17 protein-coding genes and 3 pseudogenes are annotated in these 14684 nt (G+C 41.1%); 7 read left to right on the top strand and 13 right to left on the bottom strand.

Annotated features, from left to right (window positions below; genetic code table 11):
- Nucleotides 1-6: 6 nt before the first annotated feature.
- The 6 genes and pseudogenes from AC04Q6_RS03760 to AC04Q6_RS03735 form a co-directional block, all read left to right on the top strand.
- Entirely contained in the window at nt 7-681 is a 675-nt protein-coding gene (locus AC04Q6_RS03760; RefSeq protein WP_055058584.1) for an alpha/beta hydrolase, read from the top strand.
- 20 nt (nt 682-701) lie between these two features.
- Nucleotides 702-2177 (top strand): amino acid adenylation domain-containing protein, encoded by a 1476-nt coding sequence (locus AC04Q6_RS03755; RefSeq protein WP_118069890.1) that lies wholly within the window; start codon nt 702-704, stop codon nt 2175-2177.
- Entirely contained in the window at nt 2177-2647 is a 471-nt protein-coding gene (locus tag AC04Q6_RS03750; RefSeq protein WP_008707691.1) for a GNAT family N-acetyltransferase, read from the top strand. Before AC04Q6_RS03755 ends, AC04Q6_RS03750 begins: the two co-directional genes overlap by 1 nt.
- Nucleotides 2648-2726: 79 nt before the next feature.
- Nucleotides 2727-3621 (top strand): annotated as a pseudogene (locus AC04Q6_RS03745) (radical SAM protein).
- A gap of 36 nt (nt 3622-3657) precedes the next feature.
- Nucleotides 3658-3915: pseudogene (locus AC04Q6_RS03740) on the top strand (MmcQ/YjbR family DNA-binding protein); the annotation flags it as partial.
- Between the two features lie 118 nt (nt 3916-4033).
- Nucleotides 4034-4249: pseudogene (locus tag AC04Q6_RS03735) on the top strand (GyrI-like domain-containing protein); the annotation flags it as partial.
- Between the two features lie 175 nt (nt 4250-4424).
- Here AC04Q6_RS03735 and AC04Q6_RS03730 read toward each other — a convergent pair.
- The 5 genes from AC04Q6_RS03730 to AC04Q6_RS03710 all read right to left on the bottom strand — a co-directional run bounded on the left by AC04Q6_RS03730 (nt 4425) and on the right by AC04Q6_RS03710 (nt 8588).
- The gene (locus AC04Q6_RS03730; RefSeq protein WP_476389529.1) at nt 4425-5015 is read right to left on the bottom strand and encodes an HD domain-containing phosphohydrolase; all 591 of its coding nucleotides are present in this window, start codon (nt 5013-5015) and stop codon (nt 4425-4427) included.
- Nucleotides 5016-5107: 92 nt separating this feature from the next.
- Nucleotides 5108-5338, bottom strand: coding sequence for a hypothetical protein (locus tag AC04Q6_RS03725; protein WP_242997124.1), 231 nt, complete (start codon nt 5336-5338; stop codon nt 5108-5110).
- A gap of 80 nt (nt 5339-5418) precedes the next feature.
- Nucleotides 5419-6960 carry an ASKHA domain-containing protein gene (locus AC04Q6_RS03720; protein WP_106492201.1) on the bottom strand — a complete coding sequence of 514 codons (1542 nt, stop codon included), beginning with the start codon at nt 6958-6960 and terminating at the stop codon, nt 5419-5421.
- Between the two features lie 365 nt (nt 6961-7325).
- Nucleotides 7326-8249, bottom strand: coding sequence for a thioredoxin-disulfide reductase (trxB, locus tag AC04Q6_RS03715; RefSeq protein ID WP_118069888.1), 924 nt, complete (start codon nt 8247-8249; stop codon nt 7326-7328).
- Between the two features lie 15 nt (nt 8250-8264).
- The gene (locus tag AC04Q6_RS03710) at nt 8265-8588 is read right to left on the bottom strand and encodes a thioredoxin family protein (RefSeq protein ID WP_015524989.1); all 324 of its coding nucleotides are present in this window, start codon (nt 8586-8588) and stop codon (nt 8265-8267) included.
- Between the two features lie 166 nt (nt 8589-8754).
- Here AC04Q6_RS03710 and AC04Q6_RS03705 point away from each other — a divergent pair, with 166 nt between their 5' ends.
- Nucleotides 8755-9438, top strand: coding sequence for a Crp/Fnr family transcriptional regulator (locus tag AC04Q6_RS03705; RefSeq protein ID WP_106492460.1), 684 nt, complete (start codon nt 8755-8757; stop codon nt 9436-9438).
- 111 nt (nt 9439-9549) lie between these two features.
- Here the strand turns inward: AC04Q6_RS03705 and AC04Q6_RS03700 are convergent, their stop codons facing one another.
- From AC04Q6_RS03700 to AC04Q6_RS03665, 8 genes are all read right to left on the bottom strand, one after another.
- Nucleotides 9550-11241 carry an FAD-dependent oxidoreductase gene (locus tag AC04Q6_RS03700; RefSeq protein WP_118069886.1) on the bottom strand — a complete coding sequence of 564 codons (1692 nt, stop codon included), beginning with the start codon at nt 11239-11241 and terminating at the stop codon, nt 9550-9552.
- A gap of 1 nt (nt 11242) precedes the next feature.
- Nucleotides 11243-11563 (bottom strand): rhodanese-like domain-containing protein, encoded by a 321-nt coding sequence (locus tag AC04Q6_RS03695; protein ID WP_118069884.1) that lies wholly within the window; start codon nt 11561-11563, stop codon nt 11243-11245.
- 10 nt (nt 11564-11573) lie between these two features.
- Entirely contained in the window at nt 11574-11879 is a 306-nt protein-coding gene (trxA, locus tag AC04Q6_RS03690) for a thioredoxin (protein ID WP_005421612.1), read from the bottom strand.
- 86 nt (nt 11880-11965) lie between these two features.
- Nucleotides 11966-12712 (bottom strand): SDR family NAD(P)-dependent oxidoreductase, encoded by a 747-nt coding sequence (locus AC04Q6_RS03685; RefSeq protein WP_005421611.1) that lies wholly within the window; start codon nt 12710-12712, stop codon nt 11966-11968.
- A 153-nt stretch (nt 12713-12865) separates the two neighbouring features.
- Nucleotides 12866-13024, bottom strand: coding sequence for a rubredoxin (locus AC04Q6_RS03680; protein WP_005339874.1), 159 nt, complete (start codon nt 13022-13024; stop codon nt 12866-12868).
- A gap of 75 nt (nt 13025-13099) precedes the next feature.
- Entirely contained in the window at nt 13100-13846 is a 747-nt protein-coding gene (gene yaaA, locus AC04Q6_RS03675; protein WP_118069882.1) for a peroxide stress protein YaaA, read from the bottom strand.
- On the bottom strand, nt 13846-14301 hold the full coding sequence (gene bcp / locus AC04Q6_RS03670) for a thioredoxin-dependent thiol peroxidase (RefSeq protein WP_005421605.1): 456 nt from the start codon (nt 14299-14301) through the stop codon (nt 13846-13848). The genes yaaA and bcp overlap by 1 nt, the downstream gene beginning before the upstream one ends.
- 3 nt (nt 14302-14304) lie before the next feature.
- Entirely contained in the window at nt 14305-14517 is a 213-nt protein-coding gene (locus AC04Q6_RS03665; RefSeq protein WP_005421604.1) for a DUF6219 family protein, read from the bottom strand.
- Between the last annotated feature and the right edge of the window lie 167 nt (nt 14518-14684).

Here is a 14684-nt window from a genome sequence, read left to right as displayed (position 1 = left end):
AACAAAGTGACTTCTTTAACCATAGAACAAAAAAGAGTGGACATATACCCAAGCGCAAAGCCGGGCAGCCCAGTTATCTATCTCAACACCTTTTCCAATGCCGTTAACAGTGTGTATAAAAACCTGATGGCGCTCGGCTGCCCAGATTTCTGTCTGGTGGCGGTCAGTGAGCTGAAATGGGATCATGACATGACACCGTGGTATATGGGGCCGATCTCTAAACACGATACGCCCTGCACCGGGGGTGCGGATGATTACCTGAAACTGCTTCTGGATGAAATTATGCCGGAAGCGGAAGCGCTCCTTCCCGGTGCGCCCGCCTGGCGGGGCCTCGCCGGTTACTCGCTGGCTGGGCTGTTCGCCCTCTACGCTCTCTACCAAACGGATGTGTTTGCCCGCGCAGCGAGTATGTCAGGTTCCTTCTGGTTTGAGGGCATCATGGAATATGTGTGCTCCCATGAGATGAAGCGCAAACCTGACTGTCTGTATTTTTCTCTCGGAGACAAGGAGAGCTCCACCGATAATCCGATTTTGAACGTTGTGCAGCAGAATACGCAGGAGATAGAAACACTGTGCCACGGGAAAGGCATCGAAACCACCTTCGTACTGAACAGTGGCAGCCACTATCAGGCGTGCAACAAGCGCACAGCGGCTGGCATTCACTGGATATTAAATAGATAAACCGACAAGGAGATAAAACGATGGATACGATTTATTCGCTTTTTCAGAAAGTAGTTAAAGAACATGAAAATGCCCCGGCTATCATTGAAAACGACCGCGCCATGACTTTTGGAGAGCTGTCCAACATGGTAGATATGATCACGTGCAGCTTTCCGCAGGAAGTACACAGCATCGGCATCGTCATGCGTCACCGAACCGAGATGATTGCCTCGATTCTGGCGGTACTCAAATGCGGCGGCCGATATGTCCCAGCCGAGCCGGATTTTCCCACCGGGCGCATCCATGACATGATGACCGAGGCACAGGTGGATTTTGTGCTGACGGAACACGCCTTTGCGCCCAAACTGAGCAGTTTCCCCATCCGCTATACAGATTGTGAGATCTGCGGCGTGGAGACGCCCTCCTGGAAGCGCAACGCCATCGAAGACCCGGAACGCCCCGCCTATGTGCTGTATACGTCAGGTACCACCGGGCGGCCCAAAGGTGTCTGTGTCACCAACCGCAATGTTTGCCATTATGTCCGTGCCTTTGCCAACGAGTTCCATCCCGGCCCCGGTGATGTCATGCTGCAATATTCCGTCTGTTCTTTTGACATCTTTGTGGAGGAAGTGTTCACCAGTCTGCTGAATGGTGCCGCTCTGGCCATCCCCGCTGACGAGGATAAGGCCGACATCCATGCGTTGATGGCTTTTGTGGAACGTCACCATGTGACTATGATCAGCGGCTTTCCGTATCTGCTGGCAGAAATGAACCACCTGTCTGTCATTCCGTCCTCTCTGCGGCTGCTTATCAGCGGCGGCGATGTGTTGCGGGGCGTTTATGTGGATCACCTGCTGAACAAAGCAGAGGTTTACAACACCTACGGCCCCTCCGAGACAACGGTCTGCGCCTCCTATTACCGTTGTAATAGTGGAACTGTGCTGGAGGACGGTACCTATCCCATCGGTCATCCTGTACTAGGTGCGCAGATCAGGATTCTGGATCAGTCTGGCAACGAGGTTGCCAAAGGGCAGACGGGTGAGATTTGCATTTATGGCGGCGGTGTATCTCTGGGCTACATTGGCGACCATGCCGAGGAAAACAGCGCTTTTGAGCGGCAGCCGGACGGTAGCACCATGTACCGCAGCGGCGATTTGGGCTATATCCTGCCGGATGGCAACATTGCATTCCTGCACCGCAAGGACGACCAGATCATGATTTACGGCAAGCGGGTGGAACTTGCCGAGGTGGAGTCCCGGCTCTATCGGTGCAAGGATGTGCAGCAGGCTATTGTCCGGGCTTTTACAGACGAGGATGGACTGTCCTATATGACCGCCTATGTGGTGCCTTCCGACAATAAGCTGAAAGTCTCGGAAGTAAAAAAAGAACTGTCTGAAAATCTGACTTCCTTTATGATCCCAGAGTTCTTTGTGAAGATGAAGCAGATTCCTTTGAATGTCAACGGTAAGCCGGATGTGTCGAAACTGCCGGTGGTAATGAAAGCGGGGGCATTATAATGGAGATTCAGATCCGGCAGGCCACGATCCAGGACCTGAATGTATTGATGCAATGGCGAATGGAAGTCTTGCATGAGGTATTCTCCATCCCCTCGGAGCGGTCTGTAACAGAGCTGGAATCGGAAAATCGCCGCTACTATCAAACAGAACTGCCGCAGGGCGGACATATTGCCTGCTTTGCCTACGTAGGGGAGGAAATCGTCGGCTGCGGCGGGATATGCCTCTATCATGAGATGCCCTCACCGGACAATCTAAACGGGAAATGTGCCTACCTGATGAACATTTATACCCGGCCGCAGTTTCGCGGACACGGCATAGGGAACAGAATCGTCAGGTGGCTTGTAGAGCAGGCTCGTCAGCGGCATATTTCAAAAATATATCTTGAAACCTCAGACAAAGGCAGGCCGCTGTATCAAACAATCGGTTTTGCCGATATGAAGGATATGATGAAACTGTCCCGTGAAAAATAAGCAAAATCAAAGGAGCATACATACAATGGAGCCAATCATCTGAAACGTTGAAGTAAAAAGCGTCCTCACAAAATCCAATTTGCCTGTGAGTGATTATTATTCGGTCAATCCTTATGTGGGCTGTGGCCACGGCTGCAAATATTGCTACGCATCTTTTATGAAGCGTTTTACCAATCACCCGGAGCCCTGGGGAGAGTTCATAGACGTTAAATTTTGGCCGGAAATCAAACACCCGGAGCGGTATGCAGGGAAAGAACTGTTTCTCTGTTACGTGACCGACCCATATCAGCCGCTGGAGGAAACCGCCTGCCGCACCCGCGCCATTTTGGAGCAGATGCAGGGCAGTGAATGTAGCCTCAGTATTGCTACCAAGTCTGACCTGGTGCTGCGTGACCTTGACCTCATTAAAACATTCCCCAATGCGCGGGTATCCTGGTCGATCAAACACACTGGACGAAGATTTTCGCGCTGATATGGACAATGCAGTGAGCATTGAGCGGCGGCTGGCCGCTATGAAAGCATTCCATGATGCTGGTGTGCGCACCACCTGCTTTATCTCGCCGATTTTCCCCGGCCTCACCGACCTGCCCTCCATCATCCACCGGGCGAAGAATCAATGTAATTTGGTCTGGCTGGAAAACCTAAACTTGCGGGGCGGTTATAAGAAAACGATTTTTGACTATATAACGGAAAAACATCCAGACCTGCTGCCGCTGTACGATACCATTTACAATAAAAAAGAACGCAGCTACTGGTCAATGCTGGATGCGCAGATGCGGCAGTTTTGCCAAGAGGAAGGGCTACTGTATGTCCAGGATGATGATTCCATCAAACGCCCTTTCAACGATCCGCCTATCGTGGTCAATTATTTTTTCAACGAAGAGATAATCCCTCGGCCAAAATGCAGAAGAACAGGTAATCAAAACTATATAGTAACATGCAGAAAGCTAGAAGTTGTAGAGGTGAGGTTATGAAACGCGCAGAATTAGAATCAGACATATAACGCCGAGACAGATTATCCGTGGCTCAAATATCCGAATTATGAGGTGTTCCGGCATTGTAATAATCGGAAGTGGTTTGCTCTGATTATGGATGTACCAAAGAACAAGCTGGGGCTGCAAGGCGAAGAAATGCTGGAAGTAGTCGATTTCAAATGTGACCCAATTCTGATTGGCACACTACGAGAGGAACCCGGCTTCTTCCCGGCGTATCACATGAGCAAGGATAGCTGGATTACTGTTGCACTGGATGTGCAGCGTATCAGATGACAAAATCAAAATGTTGCTTGATATGAGTTATGAAGCAACGATACCCAAAACATGCAAAAAGAGATACTGATAAATTCAAGTTTGGAGAATTGAGAAAATCGGAATTTTGGAGGTTATTATGGCTTTTGATTTTAAAAAAGAGTATAAAGAATTCTATATGCCGAAGAACAAACCAGAGATTGTAAATGTACCTAAGGCAAATTATATTGCAGTTAGAGAAAAAGGCAATCCAAATGAAGAAGGCGGAGCATATCAACAAGCAATCAGTGTTCTATATGCTGTTGCATACACATTAAAAATGAGTTACAAGACTGATTATAAAATTGAAGGATTCCTCTCCATTTGATAAGTACAAAATAAGTTCATAATACAAGTACATTTTAAGTACAAAACATGGTAAAATGGTTTAAATGAACTTGTTTTAAGTACTCTATATTTTATTATTAGGGGAGAGCATCAAAAATATGAAGAAATCCGAATGGATTATTTCTGGCTTTCCATTCTGGCAGTCATAATACTGCATGATGTTTCATCGTTTTAAATTCTTCATCGGTTAATTTTTCTGGTTTTTCCAGAATCTCATTCCCGATTGCGACCTTTCCTATGTCATGTAAAGCTCCGGCAATATACATTTTCTGACAGATATCCTTATCAAATCCCATGAACCTTGATATTTTTTCCGCACCTTCCGCAACACCCATTGAGTGGTTACTTGTAAAGGGTGATTTATAGTCCACAATATGGGCAAAAAGATCTGCAATAGCTTTAATCTGTGCAAAATTAAGTTCCAGCTTTATTCTGGGTACTTTCTTCCACAACATCGTATCCAGGGTTTCATTATCAATCATATGAATTTTTTCATCTGAAAAAGCATTAAAAAAAACTTCCACGCAGAAGGAATCAAACAATTTATCTTTTGACTTTATTACAAATTCTTCTGTTCTTTTCCACTCATCCGAATCTGATTTCATAGATCGGCAAAATATATCTATCGTATCACACATATGGATAATCCTTGCAAAAAACGGTACTTCATTCCATTGTTTTCCAAAAGGTTCACTTCCATCAGCGTTTTCATGGGGGGGGGTACAGTATGACATTAGATACATCATTATGAAACGGTATATTTTTCAGAATTTTTTCTCCTATGGTACAATGCCTTCCCAGCTTCGTCACCCCGTTACGTAAAGCGTCATTTTGAAGCTCTTCCTGAATATATTGTGCCACTGCATTGTCGTGCAGCAATGCACACTCTGCCAGATCCTGCAGACTTTGACCCTGTATACCCATTTTTTTCAGCAGTACAAACCGCCATATATGCCACACGTTTAGAATGATTGTTTGTTACTTTAATCAGCTCTGCCTCTACACAGTCCAATGCATATGAGCAGGCTGCTAATAACCCCAGCACATCAAATTTCATTTTTGATCTTGTCTCCTCCTTTGTTCTGTTTTCTGAGAAATCTGGAATATGCTTACCATGACAGATTTCTCAGCCTCGGATCAATAAAAGCATATGTTTTGTCTTTTCTTTAATTTTTCCATGACCGTTGGATATTTTTTATAATCTGTGTGAGGTAAGGCCTGGGCAGCTACCATCTGTTCCAGAAAATCATCCACTTCCGCAAATTGTATATAAGTCATTTCTTCCAGTATCTGATCAATATCTGCAAGAAGTTCTTTGTTCAGCAAAAGCTTCTGTGCTCCTTCCAGCGAAGAATTTCCAGCATTGATCATCTTCTCCCGTTCCATGTCAGGATACATCCCAATGGTAATGGCTGATTCCACAGATACATATTTTCCAAAAGAGCCGGCTACATAAAATCGATCTGCCTGATTCAGTTCAAGTCCAGATTCCCGGAGCATGATCTCAACCATTATATGTGCTGCGGCTTTGGTAAGAATAAATTCGTCGATATCTTTCTGATAAAAATACAGACCCGGAGCATATTCTATGCAAAGCTGACCTTCTCGTTTCTGAATAAGATTCGTTTTTTCAGGAGAAAACTTACCACGAATATCTATCCATCCTTCTAAAAAAAGTTCCGCAATCAGATCGACAATACCGGAACCGCAGATACCCTTAGGGCTAATTTTTCCTGAAGAGTTACCAATTACATGAACATGGATTTTTCCACCTCTTATCCTCACGCTGTCCACTGCTCCGGCATCTGCCCTCATCCCGGTATGTACTACACCGCCTTCCAATGCAGGCCCCGCCGCACCGGCGCCGCAAAGAAGAAAATCTTTATTTCCTATCACAAGTTCACCGTTGGTTCCAATGTCAAAGAAAACACTGATTCCATCCTTTTTATATAATTCCGTTTCAATCATTCCACTGATGATGTCACCACCCAGATAATTAGACTTCGCCGGATAACAATATACATAACCATTCAGCGGAATGTCCAGATCTTTTGCCGGCTGGAATCCCGGACGGTCTGCATGAACAGCATGTGGCGTATAAAAGACACAGAAAGCATCTATTCCCAAAAGAAAGTGGATCATGGTGGTATTGCCTGCTACTACCATAGACAGACATTTTCGTGACACCGGATGCTTTACATCCAGCTTATCCATGCACTCTATAATAGACTCAACTGTAGCAAGCCGTATCTCTTCCAGTTTTTTCCTGTCATCTTTGCAGAAAAAAATACGTGATAAAATATCGGTTCCCCACTGAATCTGTTTATTAAAGCAGCTCTCTTCTCCCAATATCTCACCACTATTACAATCTAAAAGTCTCACCACTACCGTTGTACTTCCAAGATCCACAGCCAGCCCATAATGCTGTCTGGCTGTATCTCCGCTTTCTATATCAACCAGCTCCCATTTTTCTCCATTCCAGGAAAGCGAAACGGTTATTTTCCAACCTGCACGATCAAGTAATGGATATAGTTGTCTCAACATGCGAACCGGAATATGAACCTCCTCTTTCACGCCCTCCGCGGATAAAGCTTCCAGAATGCGCTGCTGGTCTGAACGCTGATCCTCTTCGGTTGGAACAGAAAGATCAAGATATAATTTTCGGCTAAGACCTCTCATAGTATTCATCTCCCTACAATTTGTGCATTTTTTATTCTGTAAAAAAAGAAGGTCATCCGTTATATCACATACTTGACATCCTTCCTTTTCATTGTTATTTATTATACTTCTGAGAAGATTAATGATAATCCTGCTGTCATCAAGCACTGAGCGATATAATCTTTCACCCCAATAGTCATATAGATTTTTGGTATCTTCTATTTCAGCTTTCGCCTTCATCTCCAGGCGATGCCTTCTTTCATCAGCATAATCATTGTATCAGGATAAAGTTCACAAAGTATCCGCAATACATTCCCATAAGTTCATGTCATTATTGAAATTGTACATATTTTAGTATGAAAAGTTCACCATTCAAATTCTGATTATTATTTCTCCACATACTCTTCTGCCATATGTACTGCCATAGCACCATCTGCCACTGCTGTTACTATCTGACGAAGTAACTTTGTTCTGACATCTCCTACAGCATAAACACCCGGAATACTCGTTTCAGTGTTTTCACCTGCCACAATATATCCTTTATTATCCAGTTCTATCTGATTATCTAAAAAATCTGTTGTCGGTTTTCTTCCTATACTCACAAACACGCCGTCACATTCTATAATGTTTTCTTCTCCTGTAACTGTATCTTTCAACCGCACACCAGTCAATCGTTCTCCATAAATCAGTTCATTTACTGTATTGTTCCATCGAAACTCTATATTTTCAGTTTTCATCAGCTGGTCATGGTAGATTTTCGTTGCACGTAATGTATCTCTTCGATGAACAATGATGACTTTCTTAGCAATTCGACTTAAAAGAACAGCATCTGATACAGCAGAATTTCCACCACCAACAACCACCACGATCTTATCTTTATAAAACATACCATCACAGGAGGCACAATAAGCAACCCCATGACCTATCAATTCTTTTTCTTTAGCGAGACCAAGTTCTCTTGGATTTGCTCCAGTAGCAATCACTACTGTTTTCCCAATATAAATTCCCGAACTAGTTTCTACTCTCTTAAGCTTTCCTGTTAAATCCATATTAAAAACTTCAGCATATTCACTTTTAGCGCCAAATTTTTCCGCCTGTTTTTGCATTTTCTCTGCCAATGAAAATCCGTCAATTCCATTTTCAAAACCAGGATAGTTATCAATCTGCCAGGTCAATGACATCTGACCACCTGCAGATAATTTTTCTAAAACAATGGTATCAAATCCTGCTCTGGCTGCGTATAATGCTGAAGTATACCCTCCAGGTCCTCCCCCCACGATAATCATATCGTAAACATGATTTTCATTCATACAGCAGTCCTCCTTTTATTTTTCCAATGCTTCATTAATAAAATTCTCTATCATTATTTTTGATTCAGGTGCAACAATAGAATCTATTGCCTTTCCATTTCGATATAAAACCAGCGTAGGAATCACCTCAATCTTTTCAGCTTCTGCAATCTGTGGTTCTTCATCAATATTTACTTTTCCAGCAACAAGAATATCGCTGTATTCTTCACTTATTTTTTCATAAGCTGCTCCAATTCTACGGCAATAACCACACCAAGGTGCCCAGAAATCAACCAAAACCGGTTTTTCCTTATGAATTAATTGTCCAAACTTTTCTTTATTTATATTTATAGATGTCATATTTTTCAACTCCTTCTCCTATTTGAACTTAATATACCCCAAATAAGTGCTTGCTTCCGTGATGATATCACAGAAAAGATAATTTACTTTATTACACTTCTTTTTATTTCTATTTATGGCATATGCCAGTTATATAATTGACGCATCTAAAAAAAGCAAGTATACTATGTTCGTAAAGGAGATAACGGTTATGAACTTCGAAAATTGTTTTCCACTATGGAATGACTTAAATACAGCACAGAAAAAACTAATTTCAGACAATTTAATCACACGGGATGTAAAAAAAGGAACGATCATTCACAATGGAAACCTGGACTGTACTGGATTATTACTGGTTAAATCCGGGCAGCTTCGAACTTACATACTTTCAGATGAAGGACGGGAGATTACACTTTACCGTCTGTTCGATATGGATATGTGTCTTTTATCCGCCTCATGTATCATGCGGTCTATTCAATTTGAAGTAACCATTGAAGCAGAAAAAGATACGGATCTTTGGATCATCCCTGCTGAAATCTATAAGGGCATCATGAAAGAATCTGCTCCTGTCGCAAACTATACCAATGAGTTAATGGCTACCCGTTTTTCTGATGTCATGTGGCTGATTGAACAGATTATGTGGAAGAGTTTGGATAAGCGTGTTGCTTCATTTCTTTTAGAAGAAACATCCATTGAAGGAACAAATGAACTGAAAATCACTCACGAAACTATCGCAAACCATCTTGGTTCCCACAGGGAAGTTATTACTCGAATGCTTCGATACTTTCAAGGCGAAGGACTCGTCAGACTCTCTCGCGGCAAAATAACAATCCTTGATTCGAAAAGACTGGAAACACTACAAAGATCATAAAACGTTTTTTTCTCTAAAGAATCCTCCATTTATCAGAATTATGAAAGTCATTCTAATAAATGGGGGATCTTTTTATACTACAATCAAACTATAAAAATATTTTATTTATTTCTAATAATCCATACCACATGCATATGATCTTTCAATCAGTGCATGGTCATTAGCCACTGCATCATAAAAGCGGAATCCACCTGAAAAGTTGTATGTTTCATATCCATTTCCTTCCAAAATACGGCTTGCAATATAACTGCGTAGCCCACTCTGGCATATCAGGTAAACAGGCTTTCCCTTCTCAACTTCATTGATACGTTCCCTCAGTTCATCTACAGGAATGTTTTTAAATCCATTAATATGGCCCCTGCTAAATTCACCTACTGTTCTCACATCCAGCAACACAGCATTTTTATCTTTAGAAATCTTATCCATATCTTCCAAATGCCATTGTTTTAAGGTTCCTTTTGCTATATTGTCTATCATGAATCCGGCCATATTTACAGGATCCTTTGCAGAGGAATATGGCGGTGCATATGCGAGATCCAAATCTTTCAACTGGGTTGCCTTCAGTCCTGCATGAATTGCTGTTGCCAGCACATCAATACGTTTATCAACACCTTCATATCCAATAATCTGAGCACCAAGCAAACGATAAGTCTCTTTTTCAAAAACCACCTTCATGGTCATCACTTTTCCACCAGGATAGTAACCGGCATGACTCATAGGAGAAAGAATTACTGTATCTACATCTAACCCTGACTTTTTGGCATTGGTTTCATTGATACCTGTAGTAGCTGCTGTCATATCAAATACTTTGATAACGGAGCTTCCCTGACTGCCCAGGTAACGACTATCACCGCCACAAATATTATCAGCAATGATTCTGCCCTGTTTATTGGCTGGTCCTGCCAAAGAAATCAGCGCATCATTACCCGTAACATAATGTTTTACCTGAACTGCATCACCTGCAGCATAAATATCCGGTACAGAGGTTTCCATTCTGTCATTCACTACAATACTTTCCTTGATGCCAAGTTCCAGACCGGCTTCTTTTGCTAATACTGTGTCTGGTGTGACTCCGATTGCCAGAACTACCATATCAGCCTGAAGGGATGGATTATCTTTCAACAGGACCTCCACTCCGTTGTCTTTTTCTTTAAATCCTTCTACTGTATAGCCCAGTACCAGTTTTATCCCATGCTTTCTCATTTCATTATGGATCATGGATGCCATATCCGGGTCAAAAGGGTTCATCAGCTGCTTAGGCCTCTGGACAATCGTAACATCCATGCCAAGCTCCCTCAAATTTTCTGCCAGTTCCAGACCAATAAAACCGCCACCTGCCAATACAGCCGATTTTGGATGATTCTTATTTATATATTCCTTTATCCGAAAAGTGTCTTCTACAGTACGAAGTGTAAAAAGTTTATCAATACCTACTCCGGGAAGTCTCGGCTGTGTTGGCTTTGCACCTGGAGAGAGGATCAGCTTATCATATTTTTCTTCAAATATCTCACCATTCTCTAAATTTTTCACTGAAACCGTTTTACGTTCCGGATGTATGGAGATAACTTCATGATGAATTTTCATGTTAATACGGAAGCGTTTAAAAAAACTCTCTGGTGTCTGTAGTGTAAGTTCTTCCGGGTCTGTGATCACGTCTCCAATATAATATGGAAGTCCACAATTTGCATAGGATATGTATCCGGATCTTTCAAACACAGTAATTTCAGCATGTTCATTCAGTCTGCGTATTCTTGCTGCGGCTGTAGCTCCTCCGGCTACACCTCCTACAATTATTACCTTCATCTTATTTTTCCACCTTTCCTGAGTAAGCTGCAATGCCACCGATATTATTTACTTTAGAATATCCCATTCGTTGCAGTATCCCAGTTGCCTGGCGGCTTCGTGAACCGGAATAACAGTATACAAACAGTGGGATATCCTTATTCTTCGCTACAAAAGCAATATTGTCAAGTTGCTGCAACGGCACATTTTTACTTTCTGGTATATGTCCTTCCTGATATTCCTGCGGTGTACGTACATCCAGCAGAACTGCATCATCAGTCCTTTTATATTCTTCTATGCCTTGATTAATATTCGACTGTTTAAAGAGATCAAAAAATCCCATTAGCACCCCCCTAAAGCATTTCTAAAATCGCATTCTTAGGTCTCGCCCCTGAAACCTGCTGTACAATCTTCCCATTCTTCATAACCACTAAAGTTGGAATGCTCATAATACTGAACTTATTTGCCAGTTCAGGCTCTTCATCTACATTAATCTTTCCAACTTTAATATCTCTACGCTCACTTGCAATCTCCTCTACAATAGGTACTACCATACGGCAAGGCGCACACCAAGATGCCCAAAAATCTAAAAGAACGGGTTTATCGGAATTCAGTACTTCGTTCTGAAAATTATTTTTATTGATATTAATAGCAGACATTTTACAGTCCTCCTTATCTTTTTGTAGAGTTATTATAGTCTTAATTTCATTTATTTTCCGTGATTACATCACCATACCTCATTAACTTAACTTCTTGCCATACCATCTACACTTAATATAACACCTGTAATGTAACTCGCCTCATCTGAAGCAAGAAACACAAACGCATTGGCAATATCTTCTGGCTGTCCAAGACGACGCAATGGAATTCTTTCAATCATAGGTTCGATAACTTCCTTTGGCACGGCCTTCATCATATCAGTTTCTGTAATCCCAGGTGCAACAGCATTAACACGAATACCTTTAGGTCCTAGTTCTCTTGCTAATGATACAGTCAATCCGTTTACTGCAAACTTCGATGCCGGATAAGCAAACCCACTTGGCTGTCCCGAAATACTCACCATGGAAGAAGTTGAGAGAATGACCCCCTTGCCTCTTGCCACCATACATTCTGCTGCTACACGAGTAGTATTAAATACTCCTTTTACATTTAGATCCATGACTTTATCAAAAGTCTCCTCTGTATAATCCATAAATGAGGTGTTTTCTGAAATCCCTGCATTATTTACCAGTATGTCGACACATCCATATTTTTCAGTTGCCTCTTTAAAAGCCTTTCTGACAGACTCCATGCTTGCCAGATTTGGACTAATTCCAGCAACTATTGCATTGGGATATTTTTCTTTTAATTTATCTACAGCAACATCTGCCGATTCCTGTGAACTTGCTGCCAACACAACTGAAGCACCTTCCTTCAAGAATTTATCAGCTGTAGCAAATCCTATACCACGGCTTCCACCCGTAATGATTGCAACTTTATCTTTTAATCTCATTTAGACTACCTCCTTACTTTGTTTGTAGTTACATTATAAGCAAAAGGTAAATCATTTTCTGTGATATCATCACAAACGATCGCAATAAAAAACCCTGTTGCTCACACGCACCAGGGTTTTTGTTTATCTATCCGTATTTAAATAATCAGAATTTTATTCAACTTCTGAAAACTGATCTTTTCCAACATTACATAATGGGCATTCAAAATCTTCTGGAACGTCCTCCCACTTTGTTCCTGGTGCAATACCACCTTCAGGATAACCTTCCTCTTCATCATATTCCCATCCGCAAACGTCACATACATATTTCATTAGTTTGTTCCTCCTTCTATTATTATAATAATCAATATTACTGATTACCTTTTATTTAAAATAATCATTCAATCATCATTTTTTCCGTTCAAAAACATATTCTGCATCTGATGATAAATCAGAGCGGAATGAATAGCCTAGTCTATCAAATTTCTTAATATCCTCAGGATTTTCAATTCTGTTTTCAGCCATGAACCTAACCATTTCACCACGGGCCATCTTAGCATATGTACCTTTTGTCACCAGTTTATCTCCTGATAACTCACAAAATATAATCGTAATGTATCTATCCTGTCGTGTCAGATATTTTTCTATGCACTTAGAGTATTCTTTCGATGCCAGATTGATTATAATCCTGCTGTTATCAATCACTGAGCGGTATAATAAATCTCCCCAGTACTCATACAGATTTTTTGTTTCTCCTATTCCAACCTTCGCCTGCATTTCCAAACGATAAGGTGTCACACCATCCCTTGGTTTTAGCACACCATAAAATGCAGATATTATTCTCAAATGATTTTGTACATACTCGAACTGACTGTCCTCAAACACGGATGGAGCCATATATTGAAAAGCAATTCCTTCATATGATAAGACAGCTGGGGTAAGTAAATGATAAAGATCCATGTTTTCCAATCTATTGAAGTTCTGTTCTGTAATTTTGTCATTACATTTCCAGATAGTCTTCAGTTCTTCTTTTGACTTACTTTTCAACCAACTTTGTATCTCTGTCGTCTTTTCAATAAATTCAGGCAATCCATCCGGCGCTATGCTGTCAGTATCTGTAATCATCTTTTTAGCAGGGGATAATATTATTTTCATTAATCTAATTCCTTGAGCATATTTTCAGGATCATCTGCAGCCTTGACTTTATCATTTGCCTTTATAATAATCCCCTGTTCATCAATAAGATATGTGGTTCTTACTACTCCCATAGAGACTTTGCCATAATTTTTCTTTTCTTTCCATACATCATATGCTTCAATAACTTTCCGCTCTGGATCTGCTAAAAGTGTAAATGTCAATCCATATTTTTCCTCAAATCTCTTATGAGAGGATACAGAATCCTTACTGACTCCAAGAATAACTGCTCCTTTTTCGGTAAACTGAGGGTATCGCTCAGAAAACCCACATGCCTGTTTCGTGCATCCCGCTGTATTATCCTTGGGATAGAAATATAAAATCACTTTTTTTCCTGTATAATCCGATAATCTATGTATTTTCCCATTTTGATCTGGCAACTCAAAATCCGGTGCCTTAACCCCTACTTCCAACATTATTTATCCCTCCCTTTCTGTATCTTTCTCTTTATTCGCCTTTTTCTTCCTATTCCCGGTAATCATTTTATGACCTGTATATATCGCCATTACCATACATAACATAGAACTTAAAGCAAAGTATTTGTGACTTGATTTTTGCTTTTTATATCCAGTGTAAAAAGTCCCAAGCATTGTGATCAATGCTCCTACTGACCAATATTTATGTGCTTTCATGTAATTCCTCCATTTTTTCAGTGTATTCAATTCTAATTATACGCTACCATATTCCTATGTCAATTTGATAATAGAGCATTCCTATAAATTTTTTCAAAATATCATTGTCAAAACTATGTATTGTTATCCTTTAATTTTTCTTTGAAATAATTGACAAAAAGCTTGTG

This window comes from Blautia sp. HA9023, assembly GCF_056504095.1.
Note: the sequence above shows the minus strand (reverse complement) of the source record. Positions and strands in the feature narration are given on the sequence as shown.